Origin of the sequence: Stenotrophomonas bentonitica (genome assembly GCF_013185915.1) — a bacterium.
Taxonomy (GTDB): domain Bacteria; phylum Pseudomonadota; class Gammaproteobacteria; order Xanthomonadales; family Xanthomonadaceae; genus Stenotrophomonas; species Stenotrophomonas bentonitica.
Map to the genome: position 1 here is coordinate 122055 of NZ_JAAZUH010000001.1, position 25941 is coordinate 147995.

The following is a 25941-nucleotide window of genomic DNA, read 5'->3' on the forward strand; positions in this document are numbered from 1 at the left end:
GGGAGAATGGGGGGCTGTGGGAAGCGGGGCAGAGCCCCGCTCTACCTCAGAATTCCTGCCAGTTGGTGTCGTCGGCCGGGGTGGTGCGGGGAGCGCGCATTACGGGCGAAGGTTTGGCGGCAACCGGCTTTACGCTGCGCAGCGGCGCGGGCGGCGCTACGCGGGCGGCCACCGCGCTGACCGCGGCGGCCACCTGGTTGTCGAGGCGGAAGATCGAGACCGCGTCGGCCAGCTGGGTGGCCTGTTCTTCCATGGCGCGGGCGGCGGCGGTGGCTTCCTCCACCAGCGCGGCGTTCTGCTGGGTGGTTTCGTCCATCTGCACCACGGTCTGGTTGACCTGTTCGATGCCGGCCGATTGCTCCTGCGAGGCCGCCGAGATTTCGGCCATGATGTCGTTCACGCGCTGCACCGAGGCGACGATCTCGCCCATGGTGGTGCCGGCCTTGTGGACCAGCGCCGAGCCGTCGGCCACGCTGGCCACCGAGTCGTCGATCAGGCCCTTGATCTCCTTGGCCGCACCGGCCGAGCGCTGGGCCAGGGTGCGCACTTCGGAGGCGACCACGGCGAAGCCACGCCCCTGTTCGCCGGCACGGGCCGCTTCGACCGCCGCGTTCAGGGCCAGGATGTTGGTCTGGAAGGCGATGCCGTCGATCACCGAGATGATCTCGGCAATGCGCCTGGAGCTGGCTTCGATCGCGCTCATGGTGGTCACCACCTGGCCGACCACTTCACCGCCCTGCGAGGCGACGCTGTGTGCGCCGATGGCGAGCTGGTTGGCCTGGCGGGCGTGTTCGGCGTTCTGGCGCACGGTGGAGGTCAGTTCCTCCATCGAGGCGGCGGTTTCTTCCAGGTTGGCCGCCTGCTGTTCGGTACGGCGCGACAGGTCGCTGTTGCCAGTGGCGATCTCGCCGGCGGCCAGGTTGATGTTGCCGGCGGCCTGCTGGATCTGGCCGACGATCTGGGTCAGCTGCGCGACGGTGGCGTTGGCGTCGTCGCGCATGGTCGCGAACACGCCCTGGTAGTCACCGTGCATGCGCGCAGTGAGGTCGCCTTCGGCAATCGCCGACAGCAGTTGCGAGAGCTTGCCGAGGTTGTCGTCGCTGACCTGCATCATCGCGTTGAGGCTGGCGATCATCTGCGCGAAATCGTGGTCGAAGCGGGCGGTGTCGCCGCGCTGGCTGAAATCGCCGGCAGCGGCCGCGGCGCCCAGGCGCTTGATCTCGGCGTTGATGCTGGCCAGGTTGTGCTTGACCGCGTCGACGGTGTTGCTGATCGCGGCCTTGTCGCCCGGGTAGCGGGCGATGTCGGCACTGAGGTCGCCGATGGCATAGCGCTGGACCACGGCGAGCACGTCCTGCATGGTCTGCACGTGCGCGCCGACCAGGGTGTTGGTTTCATGCACCATCAGGCCGTACTCGCCCGGGAAAGCAGCTTCGTCCATGCGGTAGGTGGTCTGGCCGGCGTCGTGCTGGCTGGCCATCTCGCGCTGGGCGCCGATCACCGCGTGCAGCTGCTGCTGCATGCGGCCCATGCTTTCCAGCAGGCGGCCGGGTTCGTCCTGCGCCTGCACGCCGATGCGGCTGTCCAGTTTGCCGCGCGCGATGCTCTCGGCCACGCTGGTGGCCTGGCGCAGCGGTCCGGTGATGCGGTTGCCGATCAGCCAGCTCAGGGCCAGCACCAGCAGCACCACGGCGCCGCCGCTGCCGGCCATGATGCCGGTGAAGGCCAGCGCGTCGGACTGCACGTCGTCCATGTACACGCCGCTGGTGACCACCCACTGCCACGGCGCATACATGCCGGCGTAGGTGGCCTTCTCGATCAAGGCGTCGCCGTTGCCGGGCTTGGTGGTCGAGTAGTAAGTGAAGCCGCCGCTCTGCCTGGCCAGGTCCACCTGCTGCCGGTACAGCGGCACGCCGTCCTTGGAGACGTAGTCCTTCTGCACCTTGCCGACGCGGTCGGGCGCGAACGGGTGCATCAGCAGGGTGTAGTCGGTCGCCAGCACGTTGTAGTACGCCGCGTCGTTGTCGCCGCGCATGCTGTGCAGGGCCTGCAGGGCCGCACTCTTTGCCGCTTCCTCGGTGAGCTCGCCGCTGTCGGTCAGGCGCTTGTAGTGGTCCAGGATGCCGTAGGTGAGTTCGACCTGGGTCTTCAGGCTGTCCTTGCGGGTCTCGGCCAGGTCCAGGTACTGGATGCGGGCGGCGATCATGGCGAGGACGATCACGCCGAGCGCGATCAGGGCGGTGAGCAGGTTGAGCTTGCCCCTGACGGAGAGGTTGGAGAAGCGGCTGGCGAGATTCATGTATTCGGGTCTTCTGCTGCGGGGGACGGCAAAAGAGTTATCGGCCGCAGGCGCGTCGGATTGAGTCGTGCGAACTGAGCGCATTCAGGCTGGGATATGAAAAGGCCCCGGTGCATGCGCACCGGGGCCTGGTCTGTTGCACGTCACGCGAAGGCGTAGCGCTTAGAACTCCTGCCAGTCGCCTTCGGCAAGTTCGGCGGCGACTGCACGGCTGGCCGGCTTGCGTACCGGTGCAGCGGCAGCCACCGGACGGGCGGCCACGCGCGGTGCGGGTGCAGCGACCGGTGCAGGTGCAGGCACCTCACGCTCGTCGAGGCGGAAGATCGAGACGGCGTCGCTGAGGTGGCCGGCCTGTTCTTCCATGGCGCGGGCGGCAGCGGTGGCTTCTTCCACCAGCGCGGCGTTCTGCTGGGTGGTTTCGTCCATCTGCACGACGGTCTGGTTGACCTGTTCGATGCCGGCCGACTGTTCCTGCGAGGCGGCGGAGATCTCGGCCATGATGTCGGTCACGCGCTGCACCGAGGCGACGATCTCGCCCATGGTGGCGCCGGCCTTGTGGACCAGGGCCGAGCCGTCGTTGACCTTGCCGACCGAGTCGTCGATCAGGCCCTTGATCTCCTTGGCCGCACCGGCCGAACGCTGGGCCAGGGTACGCACTTCGGAAGCGACCACGGCGAAGCCGCGGCCCTGTTCGCCGGCGCGGGCCGCTTCCACCGCGGCGTTCAGCGCCAGGATGTTGGTCTGGAAGGCGATGCCGTCGATCACCGAGATGATCTCGGCGATCTTCTTGGACGAGGTCTGGATCGCGCTCATGGTGGTGACCACCTGGCCGACCACGTCGCCGCCCTGCGAGGCCACCGTGTGCGCGCCGATGGCGAGCTGGTTGGCCTGGCGGGCATGTTCGGCGTTCTGGCGCACGGTGGAGGTCAGTTCCTCCATCGAGGCAGCGGTCTCTTCCAGGTTGGCGGCCTGCTGTTCGGTACGGCGCGACAGGTCGCTGTTGCCGCTGGCGATTTCGCTGGCAGCCGTGCTGATCGCCTGGCTGGAATGCTTGATTTTGGTCACGATGCCGCTGAGCTGTTCGGCGGTGGCGTTGGCGTCGTCGCGCATGGTGGCGAACACGCCCTCGAACTCGCCGTGCATGCGTACGGTCAGGTCGCCCTGCGACAGCGCGGTGAGCAGGCCGGAGATCTGTTCGATGCTGGAGGCATTGGCATCGAGCAGGCCGTTGATCTGCTGGGCCAGCTGCAGGAAGAAGCCGTCCTTGCCTTCGGCGCTGATGCGGCCGGACAGGTCGCCGGCGGCGGCCTGGGCGATGACGCGGGCCACTTCGGCTTCGACCAGCGCTTCGGGGGTGCGGTCGCGCCATTCGACCACGTGGCCGACGCTCTCGCCTTCTTCGTTGCGGATGGTGGAGACAACCTGGGCGAACTGGGCGTCACCGAACTGCATGGCGCGGCGGGCAACGCCGTGCTGCTTGAGGTTGGCCAGCAGGTTGGCGTCCATTTCGCCACGGTGCTCGAGCACGGTCAGCGGGCGGCCGACCAGGCTGGTGCCGGCGTCGAAGTCCGGCAGGCTGGTGCGCAGGTCGTCCTGGTACTGGGACAGGGTCTGTTCCAGGGCGCGGTTGGCGTAGACGATGTTGAGGTTGTTGTCGGTCAGGTACACGCCGGTGGAGCTGTAGTCCAGCGCGGTACGGATGCGCAGGTTCTCGCGGGCCACGGCCTGCTCGGTCTCGGTGCGTTCGCGCAGGTCGCGCTGCATGCGCTGCATGGCCTGCATCAGCTCGCCGACTTCGTCCTGGCGGGTGACGTCGATATGGCCGTCGAGCTTGCCGCCGGCCACGTCGTTGGAGACCGAAACCGCGCTGCGGACGGCACCGACCAGCGAACGGGCGAACAGGTAGACCAGCACCAGGCCGAGCGCGGCGCCGCCGAGCAGGGCGATGACGGTCAGGGTGGCCGAGGTGGCGTAGGTCGATTCGGCCTCTTCGCGCGAGGCGCGGGCGAGGCGGTTGTCTTCGGCAATCAGGGTCTCAAGCGCGCTGGCGGCCTTGAGGTGCTTCATGCGGGTTTCGCCGACGAAGGTGTCGATGGCATCGTCCGGCAGGTCGAGCTCGAGCATTTCGGTGACGGCGTCGTAGGAGGCGAGCGAGTCGGTCCAGTCCTTGGCGAAGGCGTCGAACAGCTTCTTCTGCTGGGGGCTGTCGATCAGCGCGGGGTACTTCTTGATCGAGGCGTCGATGTTGCCGCGCAGGTCCTTGGCGCGGGTCTTGGCTTCAGCCTTGACGTCGTCGCTGGCGCGGATCAGGCCCTGGTAGGCCGAGTTGCGGTATTCACCGAGCATGCCACGCATTTCGCCGGCCATGCGGATGCTTTCCATCCGGTTGCCGGCCAGTTCGGTGGTCACGTTGTTGAGGGAGTGCAGGCCGCGATAGGCGACCACGCCCTGCAGCAGCATCACCAGCAGGATGACGCCAAAAGTCAACATCAACTTCGGCATCAGTTTGAGGTTCTTGATCCATTGCATGGTGGTGCACTCTCCTGTGGCAGACGCGCCCGGGTCTCAGGCCCGGTTGCAGCAGCCACGCCGGCGCAGGCCGGCGTGGCGGGGCATGGGTCGGTTACTTGATGTTGGCGAGCTTCAGGCCGGCCGGCGAGCTGACTTCGATTTCAGCGCGCGAGGCGTCGCGGGCGATCTTGCCGATCACGCACACGGTCTTGCCTTCCAGGGTTTCCAGCGGGAAGCTGAACTTGCCGCGGTTGGCGCCGGCGATGCGGGCCGAGAAGGTGTGGCGCGGGAAGGCGCCGCCCATGTACAGGAAGGTCGGCTGGCCTTCGGAACCTTCGGCGTAGCGGGCCTTTTCGACCTTGCCGCAGACCATGCCGTCCTTGCCGACCGAGCGCGCTGCCAGCTCCGGCGGGATCATCTCGGCGGACTGGGCGTAGGCGGAAGAGGCGGAAGCGGCGAGGACGGCAACCGAGAACACGGCAAGCAGGGACTTCATCGGGAAATTCTCCGGGGGACTATGAATGGTGATACCTGATTCCAGCTATCGGCCATTTGCGACAGAACTGAAGGACTTTTTGTGTCGGATCAGGCGGCGGCGTCTTCGACGGCGGCCTGCTGGCCCATGTCGGCGCTGTCGAGCAGGGTTTCGATGTCGAGCAGGATCAGCATGCGGTCGTCCTGGGTGCCGATACCGGAGATGAAGCGGGTGTCGACGGCGGCGCCGAATTCGGGGGTGGGGCGGATCTGGTCGGCGTTGAGCGGGATGACGTCGGAGACGCTGTCGACGACGATGCCGACCACGCGGTTGTCGACATTGAGCACGATCATGACGGTGAAGGCGTCGTAGCGGGCTTCGTCCAGGCGCAGCTTGAGGCGCAGGTCGATGACCGGGACGATGGTGCCGCGCAGGTTGATCACGCCCTTGATGTAGTCGGGGGCATCGGGGACGCGGGTGACCGAGTCGTAGCCGCGGATTTCCTGGACCTTGAGGATGTCCACGCCGTAGTGCTCGGCGCCGAGGGTGAAGCTGAGATACTCGCCACCGCTGCTGGCGGCGTTGGGGTTGCTGTCGTTCATGGAAGGAATCCTGGGTCGGGCGTGGCGGTCGGAAAACCGGGGCGTCACGCTCAATATCGGCCTGGATTCGGGAGTCTTTAGGGACCGGTCATTCCCCGTTCTTGCGGGCGCTGCGCTGGCGGTCGATGCGGAAGATGTAGCGCTGGATGGCGCTGTCGCCGCCGCGGGGCAGGCCGTCGAAACGCATGCCGATGCGCTTCATCTCGACGCCGTTGGGGAGCTTGAGGGCGAGCTGGTTGCAGACGATCAGGGAGACCTGCAGGGGGCCGGTTTCAGGCATGTCCAGGCGGGCGTCGTAGCGCTTCTGGATGGAGAAGGCGTTGCAGTTGACCGGGACGGTGACGGCCAGGCCGCCGCCGCTGATGTCCACCACGCGCAGGTGCAGGGCTTCGCTGCGGTCTTCGTTGATCGGGAACAGCAGGTTCGGGGAGTCGGTGACCGGGGTTTCCAGGCGGTACAGTTCGCGGCGCTGGAGGTGCACCAGTTCGGTCGGGAAGGGCACGCGGAAGGCGACGTGGCCATAGCCGCCGGTGCGTTCCAGGTGGTCCAGGCGGAAGCGGACCATGACCCGGTCCAGCTGGGCGAAACAGAGCAGGTGGCCGGCCTCTTCGGCGGCGCGGTTGGCCGGTTCGGAGGGACTGCCGTCGAGCAGCAGGGTGTCGTCGTCTTCGTCCAGCTCGAGGATGGCGGTGGGGAACGACTGGTCGCGCCCACCCAGGTGCGCGGTGAGCAGCGACCGCTGGTCGATCAGCGCCTGCAGCAGCTGGCGGATCTGCCGGGGATTGCGGACCAGGTAGCGATCATCCGCGCCGTCGTCGTGGACGGCGTGGTCGTCGTTGTGTGCGTCAAGGCTGCCTTCGGACATGGACTCTGCTGCGTTGGGCGGGTACAGATTTCTTGCGAAATCAGGTCTCTGTCCGTTTATCGGCAGCAGATCACAATAATGTAGAGGCAATGTGTGCATCGGTAAACACGACACCCCGCCGGAGCGGGGTGTCGTGGGACTGTCGCCTGGGTGCTGGCTTAGAACTCCTGCCAGTCGCCTTCGCTGGCCAGCGCCGGTTCGCGTACCGCCGCGCGGCGGGCAGGCGCCGCCGGCGTGCGCGGCGGGGTCGAGGTCCGCTGGCGGGTGGCCGGTGCGGCTGCGACCACGGCCGGTGCGGCCTGGCCTTCCAGCTTGAACAACGCGACCGCATCGGTGAGGTGGCCGGCCTGTTCTTCCATCGAGCGGGCGGCGGCGGTGGCTTCTTCCACCAGCGCGGCGTTCTGCTGGGTGGTTTCGTCCATCTGCATGACGGTCTGGTTGACCTGCTCGATGCCGGCCGACTGTTCCTGCGAGGCGGCGGAGATCTCGGCCATGATGTCGGTCACGCGCTGCACCGAGGCCACGATTTCGTCCATGGTGGCGCCCGCCTGGTTGACCAGGGCGGAGCCTTCGGCGACCTTGCCGACCGATTCGTCGATCAGGCCCTTGATCTCCTTGGCCGCGCTGGCCGAACGCTGGGCCAGGGTGCGCACTTCGGAGGCGACCACGGCGAAGCCGCGGCCCTGTTCGCCGGCGCGGGCCGCTTCGACCGCGGCGTTCAAGGCCAGGATGTTGGTCTGGAAGGCGATGCCGTCGATGACGGTGATGATATCGGCGATGCGGCGCGAGGAGGCGTCGATCTCGTGCATGGTGCTGACCACCTTGCCGACCACGTCGCCGCCCTGCGAGGCCACCGAGTGCGCGCCGATCGCCAGCTGGTTGGCCTGGCGGGCGTGTTCGGCGTTCTGGCGCACGGTGGAGGTGAGCTCCTCCATCGAGGCGGCAGTTTCTTCCAGGTTGGCGGCCTGCTGTTCGGTACGGCGCGACAGGTCGTTGTTGCCCGAGGCGATTTCGCCGGCGGCGGTGCTGATGCTGCCGGAGGCGTGCTGGATGCGGCTGACGATCTGGGTCAGCTGTGCGACGGTGGTGTTGGCATCGTCGCGCATGCTGGCGAACACGCCGTGGAACTGCCCTTGCATGCGCGCGGTGAGGTCGCCATTGGCAATCGCCTGGAGCAGGTGCGAAAGCTGCGAGAGGTTGCCGTCGGCCACTTCCATCATGGTGTTGAGGTGCTCGATCATGACCCTGAAGTCGTGGTCGAAGCGCTGCGCGTCGCCGCGCTGGCTGAAGTCGCCGGCCGCGGCGGCCTGGGCCAGGGCCTGGATCTGGGTGTTGATGGCCAGCAGGCTGGCCTTGGCCGCGTCCATCGATTCGTGCAGGATCGCGCGGGTGCCGGGCAGGCGGCGTGCATCCTTGGACAGATCGCCGGCCGCATACTGGTTGAGCACGTCGATGGCGTCGCGGATCGAATCGAGGTGCTCGAAGATCACCGTGTTCACGCCGACCGCCAGCTGGCCGTACACGCCCGGGAAGTCTTCCGGAATGCGGTGGCTGATGTCCGGGCCGGCGTGCATTTCGACCATCTGCTGGGTTTCGCTGGAGTAGCGGCGCAGCATCAGGGTCATGTCGCGGGTGGCCGCGAGCATGCGGCCGGCTTCATCGGCGGTGGTGCTGGAGGCGATGTTGACCGACAGGTCGCCGCGGGCCACCGACTGGATGGCGTGCATGGCCTGGCGGATCGGGCCGGTGATGGCGCGCGCGATCACCACGCCCATCGCGATGGCCAGCAGGGCCAGCAGCGAGACGGTGGCGATGATGGCGATCACGCTGTTGCGGTGGGTGGTGTTGGCCTCGTCGATCTTTTCCAGCATCAGGCCGCTGCTGAACGCGCCGAGTTCCTTGAGGTCCTCGAACATCGAGCGGCGGGCCGGGCGCGACTTTTCGTCGGAGATCTGCTGGGCCAGCACGGCGTCGCCGGCGGCACCGGCAGCGCGCATTTCGGCGTTGGCCGCGAAGTAGACCTCCAGGTCGGCGGCAACCTTGCGGTACAGCGCCTTCTCCTGGTCGCCGGCCGGCAGCGCGGCGTAGGCGTTGAGTTCGTCACGGACGGTCTTGGCGGTGGCGTCCATGCGCGTGTTGTAGTCGGCGACCTTGTCGGGCTGGTCGAGCATGCTCAGCTGCGCCAGTTCGAAGGTGCGGAACTCGCCGAGCTGTGCGCGCACTTCGCCCAGGTGTTGCACCGAGGGAATGTCGTTGCTGGCCATCTCGGCCAGTTCGGCATTGGCGCCGTTCAGGCGCAGCAGCGCGAACACGCCCAGCCCGATCGTCATCAAGGTGGTGAGGGCAAACCCGACCGCGAGCTTGCGGCTGATGGGCAGATTCTGGAACCACTTCATGCTGGGGACTCCGGGCAGGGCAGGGGCGCACGGCGGTTGAACCGCAGGGCGGGCAATGAAACTGTCATCGCTACTGCGGATAACGGCGTGCCCCCGGCCGAACTTGAGCGTTCGATTTCACATTTTTCCTGAAGCGTGAATGGTTGCGAAAGCAAGCAATACCAAGGCTTTCGCCATGCGCAGGCGGATGGATCGCGGGTGGCGATGAACGGGGGCGAAAACGGGCGTCACGGTTTTGGTGGCGGCGCGGGAAAACAAAACGCCCCCGCTTTCGCGAGGGCGTTCCAGACAACCGGCAATTGAACGTGGTTACGCCGCCTGCGGCACCCGCAGCGAGCGCACCAGGCCGCCGATGTCGACGATCAGTGCGACGCGGCCATCGCCGAGGATGGTCGCACCGGACACGCCACCGATACGCCGGTAGTTGTTCTCGATGTTCTTCACCACCACCTGCTGCTGGCCGACCAGTTCGTCCACTTCCAGCGCGATCTTCTGGCCATCGCCTTCGACCACCACCACCAGCGAGTCGTCAGTGGCGCGGCGGCCGTAGCCGTAGTACTCGCTGAGCGAAAGAATCGGCAGGTACTCGCCACGCACGCGCAGCACGCGGCCTTCGCCGGCCATCGAGCGCACGTCTTCGGCCTTGGGCTGCAGCGCCTCAAGCACGTAGGCCAGCGGCAGGATCACGGTTTCGCCGGCCACCGATACGGTCATCCCGTCGAGGATGGCCAGGGTCAGCGGCAGACGGATCAGCACACGGGTGCCGTTGCCGGTCCTGCTTTCCAGCTGCACTTCGCCGCCCAGCGCCTGGATGTTGCGGCGGACCACGTCCATGCCCACGCCACGACCGGACAGGTCGGTGACCGCGTCGGCGGTGGAGAAGCCGGGCTGGAAGATCAGGTCCCAGACCTGCGCGTCGGTGGGGTTGTCCGGCACGGCAAGGCCACGTTCGTGCGCCTTGGCCAGGATCTTGTCGCGGTTCAGGCCGCGGCCATCGTCGCTGACTTCGATCACGATGTGGCCGCCCTGGTGCGATGCCGCCAGGGTAATCGTGCCGGTTTCGTCCTTGCCGGCGTCGCGGCGGACGTCGGGCATTTCCAGGCCGTGGTCGATCGAGTTGCGCACCAGGTGGACCAGCGGGTCGGCGATCTTTTCGATCAGGCCCTTGTCCAGTTCGGTGCCTTCGCCGATCGTGCGCAGGCGGACCTGCTTGCCCAGGCGCGTGGAGAGGTCGCGGACCAGGCGCGGGAAGCGGCGGAACACCGCGTCCACCGGCAGCATGCGCACGCCGATCACCGCTTCCTGCAGGTCGCGGGTGTTGCGTTCGAGCAGGTCCAGGCCGGCGAACAGCTGCTCGGCATGCACCGGGTCCAGTGCGTGCGAGACCTGCTTGAGCATGGCCTGGGTGATGACCAGTTCGCCGACCAGGTTGATCAGCGCGTCGACCTTGTCGACGCTGACCCGGATCGAGGTTTCCGCTTCGCTCGAGGCGGCAGCGGCAGCGGGGGCTGCGGCAGCGGCCGGAGCAGCCGGTGCGGCGGCCGGAGCAGCGGCGACAGGCGCGACCGGAGCGCTGGTGGCCAGGCTCGGCGGTGAGGCCGGGCGGATGTCCAGTTCGCAGTCGTCCACGACCCAGGCGAAGGTGTCTTCGATCTTGCTGCGCGGCACCTTGCCGACCAGGCCCAGGTCCCAGGCCAGGTGCGCTTCAAGCGGATCGAGCTGGTCGAAACCGGGCAGGCGTTCCAGGCGCGCGGCCACCTGCAGCGAACCGAGGTGTTCCAGTTCGCGGATGATGCGCAGCGGGTCGTTGCCGCTCATGAACAGCGACGGCGCCGGCACGAAGCCGATCTGCCACGCTTCGGGGGTGTCGTCGACCTTGGCCGCGACCGGTGCGGCGGCGCTGGCAGCCTGGCCGGACAGCACCGCTTCCAGCCGTGCCTTGATCGCGGCGACGGCCTGCGGGTCGGCCGGCTGGCCGTGTTCGGCTTCGCGCAGCAGGGCGCGCAGCACGTCCACCGAAGACAGCATCGCATCGACCGCGACTGGCTCCAGCGCACGCTTGCCGGCACGCAGTTCGTCCAGCAGCGTCTCCAGCACGTGGGTCAGCGCGGCGATCGCGTCGAAGCCGAAGGTGCCGGCGCCGCCCTTGATGGAGTGCGCGGCGCGGAACACCGAGTTGATGATTTCCGGATCCTGCTGGCCCGATTCCAGTGCCAGCAGCCCGGCTTCCATGGCGTCCAGGCCTTCGCGGCTTTCCTCGAAGAAAGTGGCGTGGAAGCGTTGCAGGTCCATGCTCATGGCAGTTCGGGTCCGGTTACGAAGGGGGAAGGCAGTGGAAAGGGATCAGCCCAGGACTTTCTGGACGGTGGCGACCAGCTGTTCCGGGTTGAACGGCTTGACCAGCCAGCCGGTGGCACCGGCGGCCTTGCCTTCGGACTTCTTGTCAGCGGCCGACTCGGTGGTCAGCATCAACATCGGAGTGAACTTGTAGTCCGGCAGCTGGCGCAGTTCGCGGATCAGCGAGATGCCGTCCATGTTCGGCATGTTCACGTCGGTCACCACCGCGTTGAAGCGCTGGCCCTTGGCGCGACCCAGCGCGACCGCGCCGTCTTCGGCTTCTTCGACGGCAAAGCCGGCCGAGGTGAGGGCGAAGGAAACCATCTGGCGCATCGACGCCGAATCGTCCACCACCAAGATACGTGCGCTCATGCCGCGTTCTCCACAGATTTCAGGTTGTCATGGGTTGCGTCCAGGCCGAGGGCCTGGGTGACGCCGAGCAGTCGCGCGGCGTCGCGGAAGGTGGCGGTGCAGCCTTCGAATGCGGTCGGGTGGCCGGCCTGGCGGCGGGCTTCGACGAATGCGCACAGGACCTGCACCGACGCGGTATGGATACGGCCGACCTGGCTGGCGTCCAGCGTCAGGTCGCCGCCCTGGTCCACCAAGGGGGCCAGGCGTGTTTTGAGCTCGGTGCTGCTCTCGATTCCGAGATCATCACCCAGGGCCACAGTGCTCATCGTTGCTCCGGACAAACGGTTCCTAGGTCTATAACGGCTGGGTTGGAGGAACCTTTAGGGGGCGTTGTTCATGGTGGTCCGGCACCGCGTGTCCCACGGGAACCTGGCCACACCCATCAATTCAACAACTGCGTGGCATCCAGCAGGATCATCGGCTGGGCGGTGACCCGGGCGACGCCGCGGAACAGGTCGTTGGAGATCTGGCAGATGCGCGCGGTGTCCGGCGGTTCGATCTGCGAATCGGTCAGGTTGGCGACGTCTTCCACGGCCGAGACGCGCAGGCCCATGGTTTCGCCGTCTTCTTCCAGCACCACGATGCGGGTGTTGGCGTCGTCCTGGGCCGGACCGGCACCCAGGTGGATGCCGAGATCCATCACCGGCACGACCTGGCCGCGCAGGTTCATGATGCCGAGCATGGCCGACGGGGTGCCGCGCAGCGGCAGCAGCGGGACCGGCAGCACCACTTCCTGCACCTTCAGCAGTTCCAGCGCATACGCCTGGGCACCGCAGCGCAGGCGCAGCCAGCGCGAGGTGCGCTCGCTGGCGCGGCGGTCGCCACGCGGGCTGGAGGCGGGGTTGCGGGCCTGGGCCTGCAGTTCCTGCCAGCTGCTCGGGCGGCCGGTCGGTGCCATCGGTGCCGGTGCGGCGGCGCGGGCGACCGGTTGCGGAGCGGGCGCGGGGACGGCGCGTGCAATGGGTGCAGCAACCGGTGCGGCAGCGCGGGGCGGTGCAGTCGGAGCGGGTGGCGCAACGGCAGGCGGAGCGGCAGGCGCAGGCGTTGCTGCGACGGCGGGCACGCTGTCGTGGAGCGCTTCGTCGGGCAGGTCGTCCCAGCTCGGGCGCGATGCGTCCGCAACGGGACCCAACGCGGGATCGTTGAGCAGCTCGTCGAGCAGCGCAAGGTTGGCAGGCGCACCGGGCGAGGTGGGCGTATCGAAGGCAGGCGTAGCGGCAACGGCCACCGGTCCAAGCGCCGGGTCGTTCAGCAGTTCCTCGAGCAGGGCGAGGTTTGCCGGTGCGCCGGGCGAGGTCGGGGTCTCGAACGCGGGCTCCGCAGCGAATTCCGCGCGGATCGCTTCGGCCACGCCTGCGGCTTCGGCCACATCGACAACGGCGATGCTTGCGGTCGGCACCGCGTCGCCCAGCAGTTCTTCCAGATAGTCGTCGAGCACGCCCACGGTATTCATGCCGCGCGCTCCATCTGCTGCGCGTCGTCGGCCAGGATCCATTCCAGCGCGCGGCGGTAGGCCAGCAGGCCGCGGCCGGGGTAATCGTCCGAGGTCAGCGGCAGGGTCAGGCCGGCGGCGTTGGAGATGCGGGTGTCGACCGGGATCGCGTCTTCCCACACGCGTTGGCCGTGGCGGTCCTGCATCTGCTTGAGGGTTTCGTTGCCGGCACGGGTGCGGCGGTCGAACAGGGTCGGCAGGATCGACATCGGCAGCGGACGGCGGCGCGAGCGCTCGACCATCTCACCGGTGCGGACCATGCCGTCCAGGCCGTGCAGGGCCAGCGGTTCGGCCTGGGTCGGGATGATCAGGCGGTCGGCGGCGGCCAGCGCGTTGATCATCAGCAGGCCAAGGGTCGGCGCGCAGTCGAGCAGGATGTAGTCGTGCTGGCCCTGGTGGCGGGTCATCGCGTTCTGCAGGGCCAGGCCGAGGCCGGGCTGGTTGGCGCTGCGGCGTTCGAGCGTGGCCAGCGCGGCCTGCGCGCAGATGTAGTCCAGGCCCGGCACCGTGCTGGCGTGTGCCAGGGTGCTGAGTTCAGCAGGCGGGGTGCCGAACAGTTCCAGCACGCCGGCCGGCGGCGGGTCCAGCGGCACGTTGAACGCGCGGGTCAGCGACGAATGCGGATCCAGGTCGATCAGCAGGACGCGGTGGCCCAGCGTGGCCAGGCCGCGGCCCAGCGCGAGGGTCGTGGTGGTCTTGCCCACGCCGCCCTTCTGGTTGGCGATTGCCCAGATACGCATCGGTTCACTCCTTCATTGCGGGGGGAACGGCGGCGCCAACTCGGCTGCCGGCCGGCACCGGTGGCAGCTGCACCGGGGCGAGGGGGGAAACAGGGGAAAGCGCCGGCGGCGCCGGTGCGGGTGCCGGTGTGGTGGCGGGTGCGGCGTCGGCGGTGAGCTGCGGGCCCAGCGGGTCCACGCCCTGCGCGGTGTCGGCGAGGATGATCACATTCACCCGGCGGTTGCGGTTGCGTCCCTGCGCGCTGGCGTTGTCCTCGCGCGGGCGGAACTGGCCGTAGCCGACCATCGCCAGCCGCGCCGGCTGCACGCCCTGGTCGGCGAACAGGTGCACCACGCTGGCCGCGCGCGCGGCCGAGAGTTCCCAGTTGGAGGGGAACAGCGCGGTGGCGATCGGCACGTCGTCCGTATGGCCTTCCACGCGCACGCCGTTGGGCGCGTCGTGCAGCACCTGGGCGAGCGAAGACAAGGTGTCGCGCGCATGCACGTCGAGCGTGGCCGAGCCGGTGGTGAACAGGATGTCGCTGTTGATCTCCACTTCGATCCACAGCTCGGTACGGCGCACGGTGATCATGCCGCGATCGATCAGCGGCGCGAGCGTGGCGGTGAGACGGTCGGCGATGCCGTTGAGCTGGCGCTCGGCGCGCTGCAGCTGTTCCTGGTTGTGCACCGAGACCGGCATGCGCATCTGCGAGGCCATCGCCGGCAGCAGGGTGGGGTCGTTGCTCGGCGAGGGTGCGGACGGGCCGACCCGGTTGCCGGCCTTGATCACCGAGGGGCTGTCCCAGCCGCCGCCCTGGACCTGCTGGTTGCCGACCTGTACCGGATTGATGGTGCGCGGCGCGCCGCCGAAGGCGGTGGTCAGCGCGTCGGCCATGACCCGGTACTTGCCTTCGTTGACCGAGGAGATGGCGTACATCACCACGAAGAAGGCAAGCAGCAGCGTCATGAGGTCGGCGTAGGGAATCGCCCAGGCCTCATGGTTGGCATGCTCTTCGTGGGCCTTGCGCCGGGCCATCTCAGTGCAGGAACCCGGACAGGTTGGTTTCGATGTTGCGCGGGTTCTCGCCCTGCGCGATCGAGATCAGGCCTTCGATGATCATCTCGCGGTCGCGGCTGTTGTGGTGGATGACGCTCTTGAGCTTGGCCGAGACCGGCAGGAACAGCAGGTTGGCCGAGGCGATGCCGTAGATGGTGGCGGTGAACGCGGCGGCGATGCCGTGGCCGAGCTTGCTTGGGTCGGCCAGGTTCTTCATCACCGCGATCAGGCCGAGCACGGCGCCGATGATGCCCAGGGTCGGGGCATAGATGCCCATGCCTTCGAACACCTTGGAGGCGGCGAGGTCGCGGCTTTCCTGGCTGCTCAGTTCGATCTCCAGCATGTGCCGGATGGTTTCCGGTTCGACGCCGTCGACCAGCAGCTGCAGGCCCTTGCGCAGGAACGGGTCGTCCTGGGCCTCGACCTGGGTTTCCAGGCCGAGCAGGCCCTGGCGGCGGGCGATGTTGCTCCATTCCACGATCTGGCGGATCAGGTCGCTGCGGTCGGTGCTCGGCGGGTGCACGATCCAGCTGACGATCTTGAAGGCGTGCTTGAACACGGCCGGGGAGGTGTGCAGCAGGATCGAGGCGAGCGTGCCGACGATGACGATGACGAAGGCAGCGGGAGACCACAGCGACGCCAGCCCGGCACCCTTGAGGATGCTGCCGCCGACCAGGGAGGCCAGGGCGAGGAAAAGTCCGATGAGGCTGAGTCTGTCCATTGGTTGGATATCGGCTTGCGTTTGGGGGACTTGAATTGGGGCGGTGGTGGGTTGGTCGGTGGTTCAGCCACGCAGGGCGTGGCTCTACCCGATTACCGCAGACCGTCTACGTCCAGGATCAATGACATGCGGCCGTCGCCGATCAGGGTGGCGCCGGCGTAGCCGCGCAGGCCGCGCAGTGCCTTGGGCAGCGGCTTGATCACCACTTCCTCGCGGCCGCGCACCTGGTCGACCACCAGGCCGAAGCGTGCTTCACCTGCCTGCAGCACCACGATGGTGAGCAGCGGCGAAGCGGTCGGCTCCACCGCCAGCCAGTGGCGGAGGTCGACCAGCGGCAGGGTGTGCGACTTGCGGTCCAGCACCGCGCGACCGTCGAACCAGCCGAGCGAGGTGTTGGGGGCGTGCAGCACTTCCATCACGCGCGCCAGCGGCAGCGCATACACGTCTTCGCCCGCCTGCACCAGCAGGGTCGGCAGGATCGCCAGGGTCAGCGGCACCCGGATCAGGAAGCGGCTGCCGCGACCGAGTTCGGACTGGATCTGGATCTGGCCGCTCAGTTCGCGGATGCGCGACTGCACCACGTCCATGCCGACGCCACGGCCGGAGATATCGGTGACTTCCTGCTTGGTGGAGAAGCCGGGCAGGAACACGAGGTGCAGGCATTCCTCGCTGCTCAGTCGGGCCGCTGCTTCGGGGTCGATCAACCCCTTCTCGCGGGCCTTGGCGCGCAGGCGCTCCGGGTCGATGCCGGCGCCGTCGTCCTGCACTTCAATGCTGACGTAGTCGCCTTCCTGCTGCGCCGACAGCCGCACGTTGCCGCTGCGGGGCTTGCCCTGTGCTTCGCGCAGTTCGGGCATTTCGATGCCGTGGTCGATCGCGTTGCGCACCAGGTGCACCAGCGGGTCGGCCAGCGCTTCGACCAGGTTGCGGTCCAGCTCGGTTTCCGCGCCGATCAGCTCCAGCTCCACTTCCTTCTTGAGGTTCCGGGCGACGTCGCGGGCGACCTTGGGGAAGCGCGAGAACACCTTACCCACCGGCTGCATGCGGGTGCGCATCACCGCCGACTGCAGGCGCGCGGTGGCGATGTCCAGGGTCGACACCGCACGGTCCAGCTCTTCGTCATGCAGGCGCGCGCGCAGGGTCTTGAGCCGGTTGCGCGAGAGCACCAGTTCGCCGATCAGGTTGACGATGGCATCCAGGCGCTTGGTGTCCACGCGCACGGTGTGCTCGGCTTCGGCCACCGGCTTGTTGGCAGCCGGCTTGGCCGGGGCCGGGGCGGCGACCGGGCGCGGCGCGGGCGCCGGTGCGGGAACAGCCGCCTGCACTGTGCCGGGGGCGGCGCCACCGTGCAGCTGGTCGAGCAGTGCTTCGAATTCGTCTTCGCCGATCAGTCCGTCGTCGACCTTTTTCGTGGGCGTCACGGCGGTCGGCGCGGCGCCACCGTGCAGGGTGTCCAGCAGCGCTTCGAACTCGTCGTCGGTGATCAGGTCACCGTTGGCCGGCACCGCGGCCGCCACCGGCGCAGGCACGGCCGGACCGTTGACGTCGAACTGCGAGATCAATTCCGGCGGCGCATAGCCCGGCTCGGTACCGGCCGACACCGAATCCAGCATCGACTGCAGGTAGTCCAGCGACTGCTGGCCGGCATCGAAGTGGTGCGCCTGCAGCACCGCCTGCCCGGAGCGGGCCATGCCCAGGGTCTCTTCCGCGGCGTGGCACAGTTCCACCATCGCCTGGATGCCGAGGAAGCCGGCACCGCCCTTGAGCGTGTGGAAGCCGCGGAACACCGCGTTGAGCTGGTCGCTGTCCTGGGGCGACTGCTCCAGCGACACCAGCTGTTCGCCGAGGCGATCCAGGATTTCCTGGGCCTCGAGGATGAAGTCGGCGGCAATGTCGTCTGGAACAGCACTCATGTTTTCAAAGCCCCAAATCGGAAAGCAGGTCGTCGGCGTCGACCTGCGACACCTGGTGGCGGTCCAACCCGGTCACGGCCGGGCCGGCCAGGCCGTTGTCGCGCTTGCTGGTGGTCTCGTCCGGCGGCGGCAGGCCGAGCGCGCCGAAGCCTTCGTGCACGCGGCGCACGATGCCGACCACGCGGCGGATGATCTGCCCGGTGAGATCCTGGTAGCTCTGGGTGAGCGCGATCTCGGTGAGGTTGTGGCGGATCCGTTCCAGCTGCACGTCCTGGTCCGGGCTCAGCCCGTTGGCGCGCAGCTGCTCGGTCAGCGCCCGGCATTCTTCGGCCAGGTCCAGGGTGCGGTGGGTGGCCTGTTCGGTCATCGCCACCACGTGGTCCAGGCGCGCGCAGGCGTCGTCCAGCTCGCCGGCTTCGCTGGGCAGGGTGGGCAGTTCGCCCAGTGCCTGGCCCAGTTCGCGGGCCAGCCGGTTCAGACCGGCCATCATCGGCTGGGTGCGCAGCGCGGCCAGGGCGTCGATTTCCCGGCGCCAGCCGGCTTCGTCGCCACTTTCCAGCGCGGCAAGGGCGTCCTGCAGGCGCTGCACCAGCGCCGATTTGTCGCGAAGGGTTTCCATCAGGCGCTCGCCGCCAGGCGCTCGAAGATCTTGCCGAGCTTTTCTTCCAGGGTCTGTGCGGTGAACGGCTTGATGATGTAGCCGTTCACGCCGGACTGCGCGGCTTCGATGATCTGCTCGCGCTTGGCTTCGGCGGTGACCATCAGCACCGGCAGGGTCTTGAGCTTGGCGTCGGCGCGGATCGCCTTGAGCAGGTCGATGCCGGTCATCACCGGCATGTTCCAGTCGGTGACCACGAAATCGAACGGCTGGCTCTGCAGCAGGGCCAGCGCGGCATGCCCGTCCTCGGCTTCGGCCGTATTGGTGAAGCCCAGATCGCCCAGCAGGTTCTTGACGATACGACGCATGGTCGAGAAGTCGTCGACGATCAGGATACGCATGTTCTTGTTCAAAGCACTTTCCTCGGTCTCAGTTGTTCTCGAGGCCGGCGTCGGCCGCCTCGAAGATCTTCAGTCGGCCACGCAGGCGCAGCACTGCCTGGCCATGGATCTGGCAGACGCGCGACTCGCTGACCCCGAGCACCGCGCCGATCTCTTTCAGGTTCAGTTCCTGCTCGTAGTACAGCGACAGCACCAGCTGTTCGCGCTCGGGCAGCAGGCCGATCGCGTTGCCCAGCTCGCGGCCGAACTCGCCGCGCTCCAGCACCTGCTGCGGGGTCGGGCCGCCCTGGGCCACGGTGTCCAGCTCGCCCTGGTCTTCGATCCGCGACTCCAGGCTCAGCACCTGGCCGCGCGCGGCGTCTTCCATCAGGCGCAGGTAATCCGGCAGCGGCATGTCCATCGCGGCGGCCACTTCGGTGGCGCTGGCTGCGCGGCCGGTGCTCTGCTCCAGGCGGCGGATGGTGGAGGCGGCGTCGCGCGCACGGCGGTGCACCGAACGCGGCACCCAGTCGCCACGGCGGATCTCGTCGATCATCGACCCGCGGATGCGGATCGAGGCGTAGGTTTCGAACGAGGCGCCCTGGTCGGCGTCGTAGCTGCGCGAGGCCTCGATCAGGCCCATCATGCCGGCCTGGATCAGGTCGTCCACTTCAACGCTGGCCGGCAGGCGCGCGGCCAGGTGGTGGGCAATGCGCCGGACCAGGTCCGAGTGCTGGGCAATGCACTCGTTGGCGGCGGCGCGTTGCACCTCCTTGTAGTGTGCGGCGCCTTTCATGCGGCCACCCCGCGTTGCTTGAGGATGCGTTCCAGGAAGAACTCGACCCCGCCACGCGGTTCGGTGGGGGCCTGCCAGCGGGCGGTGCGGCGGGCGATCTCGGCCATCGCCTGCGCGGCCGGGCTGGACGGGTAGGCCTTCACCACCGGCTGCTGGCGCTGCACCGACAGGCGCAGCCAGTCGTCCTGCGGCACGCAGCCCAGGTAGTTGAGCGAGACGTCGGCCAGGAACTTCTCGCAGACCCGGCTCAGCTTTTCGTACAGCACGCGGCCCTCATTCGGGTCGCGCACCATGTTGGCCACGACCTGGATGCGGTCCACGCCGCGCTCGCGCGAGAGCACCTTGATCAGTGCGTAGGCGTCGGTGATCGAGGCCGGTTCGTCACAGACCACCACCACGGTGTCCTGCGCGGCCTGGCAGAAGGTCAGCACGCCGTCGGTGATGCCGGCGGCGGTGTCGACCACCATGAAGTCCAGTTCGCGTTCCAGTTCGGAGAACACGTTGACCAGGCCCACGTGCTCGGCCGGCTGCAGTTCGGCCATGTGCCGGCGACCGGACGCGGCCGGGACCACCAGCACGCCGTTGGGGCCTTCCAGGATCACCTCGTCCAGCGTGCAGCGCCCGGCGACCAGGTCGGCCAGGGTCAGCTTGGGCTGCAGGCCCAGGATCACGTCGATGTTGGCCAGGCCCAGGTCGGCGTCCAGCAGCAGCGTGCGCTTGCCCATGCCGGCCAGCGCCACGGCCAGGTTGGCCGAGACATTGGTCTTGCCCACGCCGCCCTTGCCGCCGGTGACGGCGATGGTGCGCACCGGGCCCAGCGGCTGGCTGCGGGTAGCCGACAGCGGGAAGGTCCTGGTCAGGTTTTCGTACTCACGCGACGGCATGGTTCAACTCCGGGTTGCAGGGCATATCGGCCGCGCGGCGCAAATCTTCAAGGCGAAGTACAAGATTGGCGGCACTGGCCCGGTGCAGGTCTTCGGGAACGTCCTGGCCGTCGGTGACCCAGGTGATCGGCAGGCGGTGGTCGACCGCCACCGACAGGGCGGTACCGAAGCGGCCGGTCTCGTCCAGCTTGCTCAGCACCACGCCCTGCGGGTTGGCGGCGCTGAAGCGGCGGACCACTTCGTCCATGTCGCCGAAGCTGGTGTTGGCCGGCAGCACCAGCAGGGTGCGGATCTGCTCGGAGGCGCGCAGCCACTGCAGCTGCGCGGCCAGGGCGCGGTCGCGCGGGCCCAGCCCGGCGGTGTCGATCAGCACCAGCTTGTAGTCCTTCAGGCGCTCCAGCAGCTGGGCCAGGTCGCTGCCGCTGTTGGCTTCGTGGACCGCGATGCCGAGCTGGCGGCCGAAGCCGTACAGCTGTTCGCGGGCGCCGATGCGGGCGGTGTCGGTGGTGACCAGGGCCACGTCGCGGGCGGCATGCGCTTCGGCGAAGCGCGAGGCCAGCTTGGCGATGGTGGTGGTCTTGCCGGCACCGGTCGGGCCGACCAGGGCGATCACGCCGCCGGCCTCGAGCGGGTCGACCGGGGCGATCGGCAGCTTCTTGGAGAGCAGGCCCAGCATCAGGCCGCGGCCACGGTGGGCTTCGGTGTCGAGCGGGATCTGCAGGGCGACGTCGCGGCAGATGCCGGCGTCGAAGCCGTACTCGTCCATCAGGTCGAGCGCGGCGGCACGCACCGGCGAGCCGCGCAGGCGTTCGTCGGTGAACCGGTTCATTTCGCGCTCGATCACGTGGCGCATGCCGGCCACTTCATGGCGCAGCTGGCGCAGTTCCTCGTCGTCGCGGACCAGGGTGACCGGCGCCGGCGCCGGGGCGTCAGCCGGTGCAGCGGCAGCCGGTTCCGGGGCGGGCGCCACGACGGCTTCGGCGACTTCGGCGGGGGCCGTCGGTTCGTTGGCGGCCTGCATCGGCGGCAGTGCCGGGGCGGCGATCATCATCGGCGCGGCCGGGACGACCGGTGCGACCGGCGCAACCGGAGCGGTCTCGATCATCGCCATCGGTGCCGGCGGCACGAACACGGCCGAATCATCGATGTCGAAGCGTTCGCTGGCCGCTGCCGGGACCACCGGCACGGTTTCCCACAGCGGGGCGATCGGCGCGTCGAACGCGGCGCGCTGCATCTGCTGCGCCGGCATCTGCGGCAGCTGCGGCGGCACGCTGCGGCCGGGCGGGGCGTGCATTTCGAACAGCGGGGCGTCGTCCTGCGGCGGGTCGATGATGAAGCGGGCGCGGTTGGACGGGGCCGGGGTGGCGCGGACCGGGGAGGGTGCGTCTTCGATCATTGGCCGGGCAGAGCCCGGCGCTACTTCGGGGCGGGCAGCGAGAGCAGCGTCGGAGTGGGCAGCGTGGGCGGCGGCCTGTTCGACATTGAACGGCGCGAAGATCTGTTCCGGCAGCACGTCCAGGGTGCGGCTCGGTGCAACCGCAGCGCGGGCCAGGGTCGCGGCGAAACCGGGGCTGCCCGGCGGCGGCACGATTTCGTTGGCGGTGTCCAGGGTGCGACCGGTGGCGCCGACGGCGGCGCGGGCCAGCGCGGCGACGGCCGAGGTGGTGGCGGCCACCGGTTCCGGCGCGGCCACCGGGGCCTTGCGGCGGGTGACGGCGGCGATCACCGCGTCGGCGGCGTTGCGCGGGCGCGGGGCCGGCGGCGGCGGGGCGACGTCCTTGCGCGCGGCTTCCAGTGCGCGCTGCACCGCGCCTTCGTCATAGTTCGCCGCGGCCACGATCTCAACGCCTTCCTCGATCCGGCGATTGGACAGGATCACCGCATCGGGACCGTGTTCCTTGCGCACCAGGTTCATGGCCGAGCGCATATCGGGAGCGACGAAGCGTTTGATTTTCATGCTGTGGTACCGGGACTGGGGCTGGGGGGCGGAAGGGAGGCTCTGGTTGTCGGTGGTCTGCACGGTCCGGGGTTCCCTTCTTGTCCTGCTGCGGTGATGGCGAAATGGGTGTGTCTGTTTTCTGACGCGTTGCTGTCGGTGTTCCGGCTCAGCTGATCGTGCCGACCAGCTTCAAGCGCTTGTCTTCTGGCACTTCGCTGTAGGCCAGCACGGACAGCGACGGAACGCTGTGGCGTACCAGCCGTGCCAGCGCGGCACGTACCGGACCGGGCACCAACACCACCGCGGGCTCGTTCTTCGCTTCCTGCTTGCCGACACATTCGGCCAGGCTCTGGTGCAGTCGCTCGGCGAGTCCGGGTTCCAGCGCTGCGCCGTTGCCCTGTGTGGACTCCTGCAAGACACGTTCCAATTGTGGGTTGAGGGTGAACACCGGCAGCTCCGCCGACATTCCGGCGATCTCCTGCACGATGAAACGGCCCAGTGCGTTGCGCACGGCGGCGGTGAGCACGCCCGGGTCCTGGCTGAGCGGCGCGTTTTCGACCAGCGACTCGGCGATCTTGCGCAGCTGGCGCACCGGAATGCGCTCGATCAGCAGGTTCTGCAGTACCCGCACCACCACCGACAGCGGCAGCGCCTTGGGGGTGAGGTCTTCGACCAGTTTGGGCGCGCTCTTGGCCAGGTTGGCCAGCAGCTGCTGCACTTCTTCGTGACCCAGCAGTTCCGGTGCGTGTTCGCGGATCAGGTGCGACAGATGGGTGGCAACCACGGTGGCCGGGTCGACCACGGTGTAGCCCATCGATTCGGCATGGGCGCGCTGGTGCGGCTGGATCCAGGTGGCATCGAGGCCGAACGCGGGGTCCTTGCCGGCGATGCCTTCCAGTGCGCCGAGCGCGCTGCCCGGGTCCAAGGCCAGTTCGCGGTCGGGGTGGATTTCGGCGGTGGCCACCGGCACGCCGTGGATCAGCAGGCGGTAGGCGGTGGCGCCCAGCTCCAGGTTGTCGCGGATGTGCACCGAGGGAATCAGGAAGCCGATGTCATGGGTGAGCTTGCGGCGCACGCCCTTGATCCGCGCCATCAACTCGCCGCCCTGGTTCTTGTCCACCAGCGGGATCAGGCGATAGCCCACTTCCAGGCCGAGCGGATCGACCGGGCGCAGTTCGTCCCAGGTGAGTTCGGCGGTGGGCGAGGGCGTGCCGGCCGGCAGGCCGAGCGCGGTGGTCGGGCCGGAGGCCGGTGCGGCGGCAGCCTGTTCGGCGACCTGGCTCTTCTTCCACAGCTTCCAGGCGATGAAGCCGAGGATGGCGGCCAGCGTCAAGAAGGCGACGTTGGGCATGCCGGGTACCAGGCCGACCAGGCCCAGGATCGCGGCGGCAATGGTCAGCGCACGGTGCTGACCGAACACCTGGCCCATCATGGCCTGCGCCATGTCCTGCGAACGCGAGGCGCGGGTGACCAGCATCGCCACCGCCGAGGACACCAGCAGGGCCGGCAGCTGCGCCACCAGGCCGTCACCGATGGAGAGCAGGGTGTAGGTCGCGGCGGCTTCGCCGAACGGCATGCCGTGCTGGAGCACGCCCACGGCCAGGCCGCCGAGCATGTTGATGAACAGGATCAGGATGCCGGCGATGGCGTCGCCGCGGATGAACTTGCTGGCACCGTCCATTGCACCGTAGAAGTCGGCTTCCTCGCGGACTTCTTCACGGCGGACCTTGGCTTCCTCACGCGTCAGCAAACCGGCGTTGAGGTCGGCGTCGATCGCCATCTGCTTGCCGGGCATGGCGTCGAGGATGAAGCGCGCGGTCACTTCGGAGACGCGCCCGGCGCCCTTGGTGATGACCACGAAGTTGATGATCGTCAGGATCGCGAAGACCACGATGCCGACCGCGTAGTTGCCACCGATCACGAATTCGCCGAACGCGGCGATCACCTTGCCGGCCGCTTCGTGGCCGTTCTGGCCGTTGAGCAGGATCACGCGGGTGGAGGCCACGTTCAGCGCCAGCCGCAGCATGGTGGTGATCAGCAGCACGATCGGGAAGATGGTGAAGTCCAGCGGGCGCTTCACGTACACCACCGCCAGCAGCACCATCAGCGAGATGGCGATGTTGAAGGTGAACAGCGCATCCAGCACCGGCGCGGCCAGCGGCACCACGACCATGGCCAGCAGGGCCAGCACGATCAGCGGGGCGCCCAGGCCCTGGCGGATCATGTCCAGGGCGCGACGGGTGTTCATGCCGGCGGGCTGGGCGCTCATGCGCGGCCTCCCTTGCCGAACTCATCCACGTCGATGCTGGGCGCGGCCGGCATCGGCCCGCCCCGCCAGGTGCGCAGCTGGTAGACGTAGGACAGCACCTGGGCGACGGCCGAATACAGTCTCACGGGAATTTCCTTTCCAAGTTGACCTTCCCGATACAAGGCGCGTGCCAAAGGCGGGGCCGAGACGATCGCGACCTTGTTGCCGTCGGCCACTTCACGGATGCGCAGGGCGGTTTCGTCCACGCCCAGGGCCACCACGGTGGGAGCGCCCATCTTGCCGCCGTCGTACTTGAGGGCCACGGCATAGTGGGTCGGGTTGACCACGACCACGTCGGCGGTGGGCACCGCTTCCATCATCCGGCGGTTGGCCAGCTGCTGCTGCATCTGCCGGATGCGGCCCTTCACTTCCGGGCTGCCTTCGCTTTCCTTCATCTCCCGGCGCAGCTCTTCACGGGTCATCTTCAGCTTGCGCATCCAGTTCCAGCGCTGGTACGGGGCGTCGATGGCGGCCAGCAGCATCATCGCGCCGCCGGTGGCCAGCATCAGCTTCAGGGTGAAGCCCAGGCCGTTGACGATGGCCGCTTCCAGCGGCTGGTGGACCAGGTCGCGCAGCGGGCGGATGCCGTGCCAGACCACCAGCCCGGCGGCGGCGCCGACGAACAGGATGCGCAGCAGCGACTTGATGAACTCGGCGATGGCTTCGGCGCCGTACAGGCGCTTCATGCCGGCCATCGGGCTGAGCCGGTTGAACTGGGGCATCAGCGACTTGTTCGACCAGCGCAGCCCGCCCATCGCGACCGGCGCCAGGAAACTGGCCAGCAGGCAGATCAGCAGCAGCGGCCACATCGCGAGCATGAGCTGCAGGAACAGGTGGCCGAAGTGGCTGAACAGGCCATTCGGCTCGAAGCGCAGGCCGGGCTCGGGGCTCAGCGCGGACTTCATCCAGGCCTTGCCGCCGGCGGCCATGCTCCCGGAGAACGCCATCAGCGCCAGCACCGAGGCGCCGAATACGGCGGCGGTGGCCAGCTCGCGCGAACGCGGGATGTTGCCCTCTTCACGGGCATCGCGCAGGCGTTTTTCGGTAGGTTGTTCGGTCTTTTCGCCGGCTTGTTCTTCGGACATCGGGAGCGGGGTACCGGAGGGGTCACCCGGGGTGGTGCAAGAACTGTTCCGTTGTGGGACGGGAACGGCGTTCTTCGTTGGTGTTCATGCCCAATCGGGCGTGGGGAATTTACGCGCGGTCGACTGGGATGCGACCCTACCGGGCTGGATGCC

General features: G+C 68.2%; 21 protein-coding genes. All 21 read right to left on the reverse strand.

All coding sequences use genetic code 11. From position 1 onward, the window contains the following. Window positions 1-46: 46 nt before the first annotated feature. Window positions 47-2299, reverse strand: coding sequence for a methyl-accepting chemotaxis protein (locus HGB51_RS00510; RefSeq protein WP_070206797.1), 2253 nt, complete (start codon window positions 2297-2299; stop codon window positions 47-49). A gap of 162 nt (window positions 2300-2461) precedes the next feature. After that, window positions 2462-4828 carry a methyl-accepting chemotaxis protein gene (locus HGB51_RS00515; RefSeq protein ID WP_171966694.1) on the reverse strand — a complete coding sequence of 789 codons (2367 nt, stop codon included), beginning with the start codon at window positions 4826-4828 and terminating at the stop codon, window positions 2462-2464. Between the two features lie 94 nt (window positions 4829-4922). After that, window positions 4923-5306, reverse strand: a complete 384-nt coding sequence (locus tag HGB51_RS00520; RefSeq protein ID WP_070207884.1) for a hypothetical protein — start codon at window positions 5304-5306, stop codon at window positions 4923-4925. Window positions 5307-5395: 89 nt separating this feature from the next. Then, window positions 5396-5887 (reverse strand): chemotaxis protein CheW, encoded by a 492-nt coding sequence (locus HGB51_RS00525; protein ID WP_070207885.1) that lies wholly within the window; start codon window positions 5885-5887, stop codon window positions 5396-5398. An 88-nt stretch (window positions 5888-5975) separates the two neighbouring features. After that, entirely contained in the window at window positions 5976-6752 is a 777-nt protein-coding gene (locus tag HGB51_RS00530; protein WP_070207886.1) for a flagellar brake protein, read from the reverse strand. 158 nt (window positions 6753-6910) lie between these two features. Beyond that, complete coding sequence (locus HGB51_RS00535) at window positions 6911-9148, reverse strand: methyl-accepting chemotaxis protein (protein ID WP_070207887.1); 2238 nt, start codon at window positions 9146-9148, stop codon at window positions 6911-6913. A 309-nt stretch (window positions 9149-9457) separates the two neighbouring features. Next, on the reverse strand, window positions 9458-11446 hold the full coding sequence (locus HGB51_RS00540; protein ID WP_070207888.1) for a chemotaxis protein CheA: 1989 nt from the start codon (window positions 11444-11446) through the stop codon (window positions 9458-9460). 45 nt (window positions 11447-11491) lie between these two features. Beyond that, a complete protein-coding gene (locus HGB51_RS00545; RefSeq protein WP_070207889.1) occupies window positions 11492-11857 on the reverse strand; it encodes a response regulator in 366 nt (121 codons plus the stop codon). Beyond that, on the reverse strand, window positions 11854-12162 hold the full coding sequence (locus tag HGB51_RS00550; protein WP_070207890.1) for an STAS domain-containing protein: 309 nt from the start codon (window positions 12160-12162) through the stop codon (window positions 11854-11856). Before HGB51_RS00550 ends, HGB51_RS00545 begins: the two co-directional genes overlap by 4 nt. Before the next feature lie 116 nt (window positions 12163-12278). Beyond that, window positions 12279-13349: a chemotaxis protein CheW gene (locus HGB51_RS00555; RefSeq protein WP_070207891.1), complete on the reverse strand. Its 1071-nt coding sequence runs from the start codon at window positions 13347-13349 to the stop codon at window positions 12279-12281. After that, complete coding sequence (locus HGB51_RS00560; protein ID WP_070207892.1) at window positions 13346-14128, reverse strand: ParA family protein; 783 nt, start codon at window positions 14126-14128, stop codon at window positions 13346-13348. Before HGB51_RS00560 ends, HGB51_RS00555 begins: the two co-directional genes overlap by 4 nt. Before the next feature lie 4 nt (window positions 14129-14132). Further along, window positions 14133-15143, reverse strand: coding sequence for a flagellar motor protein MotD (gene motD, locus HGB51_RS00565; RefSeq protein WP_070207893.1), 1011 nt, complete (start codon window positions 15141-15143; stop codon window positions 14133-14135). Window position 15144: 1 nt separating this feature from the next. Beyond that, a complete protein-coding gene (locus HGB51_RS00570) occupies window positions 15145-15885 on the reverse strand; it encodes a flagellar motor protein (protein ID WP_070207894.1) in 741 nt (246 codons plus the stop codon). Between the two features lie 92 nt (window positions 15886-15977). After that, entirely contained in the window at window positions 15978-17798 is a 1821-nt protein-coding gene (locus HGB51_RS00575) for a chemotaxis protein CheA (RefSeq protein WP_070207895.1), read from the reverse strand. Window positions 17799-17802: 4 nt separating this feature from the next. Then, window positions 17803-18417: a protein phosphatase CheZ gene (locus HGB51_RS00580; RefSeq protein WP_070207896.1), complete on the reverse strand. Its 615-nt coding sequence runs from the start codon at window positions 18415-18417 to the stop codon at window positions 17803-17805. Beyond that, entirely contained in the window at window positions 18417-18809 is a 393-nt protein-coding gene (gene cheY / locus HGB51_RS00585) for a chemotaxis response regulator CheY (protein ID WP_017357461.1), read from the reverse strand. Before cheY ends, HGB51_RS00580 begins: the two co-directional genes overlap by 1 nt. Window positions 18810-18825: 16 nt before the next feature. Further along, entirely contained in the window at window positions 18826-19572 is a 747-nt protein-coding gene (locus HGB51_RS00590) for an RNA polymerase sigma factor FliA (RefSeq protein WP_070207897.1), read from the reverse strand. Next, window positions 19569-20456, reverse strand: a complete 888-nt coding sequence (locus HGB51_RS00595) for a MinD/ParA family ATP-binding protein (protein WP_070207898.1) — start codon at window positions 20454-20456, stop codon at window positions 19569-19571. Before HGB51_RS00595 ends, HGB51_RS00590 begins: the two co-directional genes overlap by 4 nt. Then, window positions 20443-22413: a flagellar biosynthesis GTPase FlhF gene (gene flhF, locus HGB51_RS00600; protein WP_171966695.1), complete on the reverse strand. Its 1971-nt coding sequence runs from the start codon at window positions 22411-22413 to the stop codon at window positions 20443-20445. Before flhF ends, HGB51_RS00595 begins: the two co-directional genes overlap by 14 nt. A 148-nt stretch (window positions 22414-22561) precedes the next feature. Beyond that, window positions 22562-24664: a flagellar biosynthesis protein FlhA gene (gene flhA, locus HGB51_RS00605; RefSeq protein WP_070207899.1), complete on the reverse strand. Its 2103-nt coding sequence runs from the start codon at window positions 24662-24664 to the stop codon at window positions 22562-22564. Beyond that, on the reverse strand, window positions 24661-25788 hold the full coding sequence (gene flhB, locus HGB51_RS00610; RefSeq protein ID WP_070207900.1) for a flagellar biosynthesis protein FlhB: 1128 nt from the start codon (window positions 25786-25788) through the stop codon (window positions 24661-24663). The genes flhA and flhB overlap by 4 nt, the downstream gene beginning before the upstream one ends. Window positions 25789-25941: the final 153 nt, after the last annotated feature.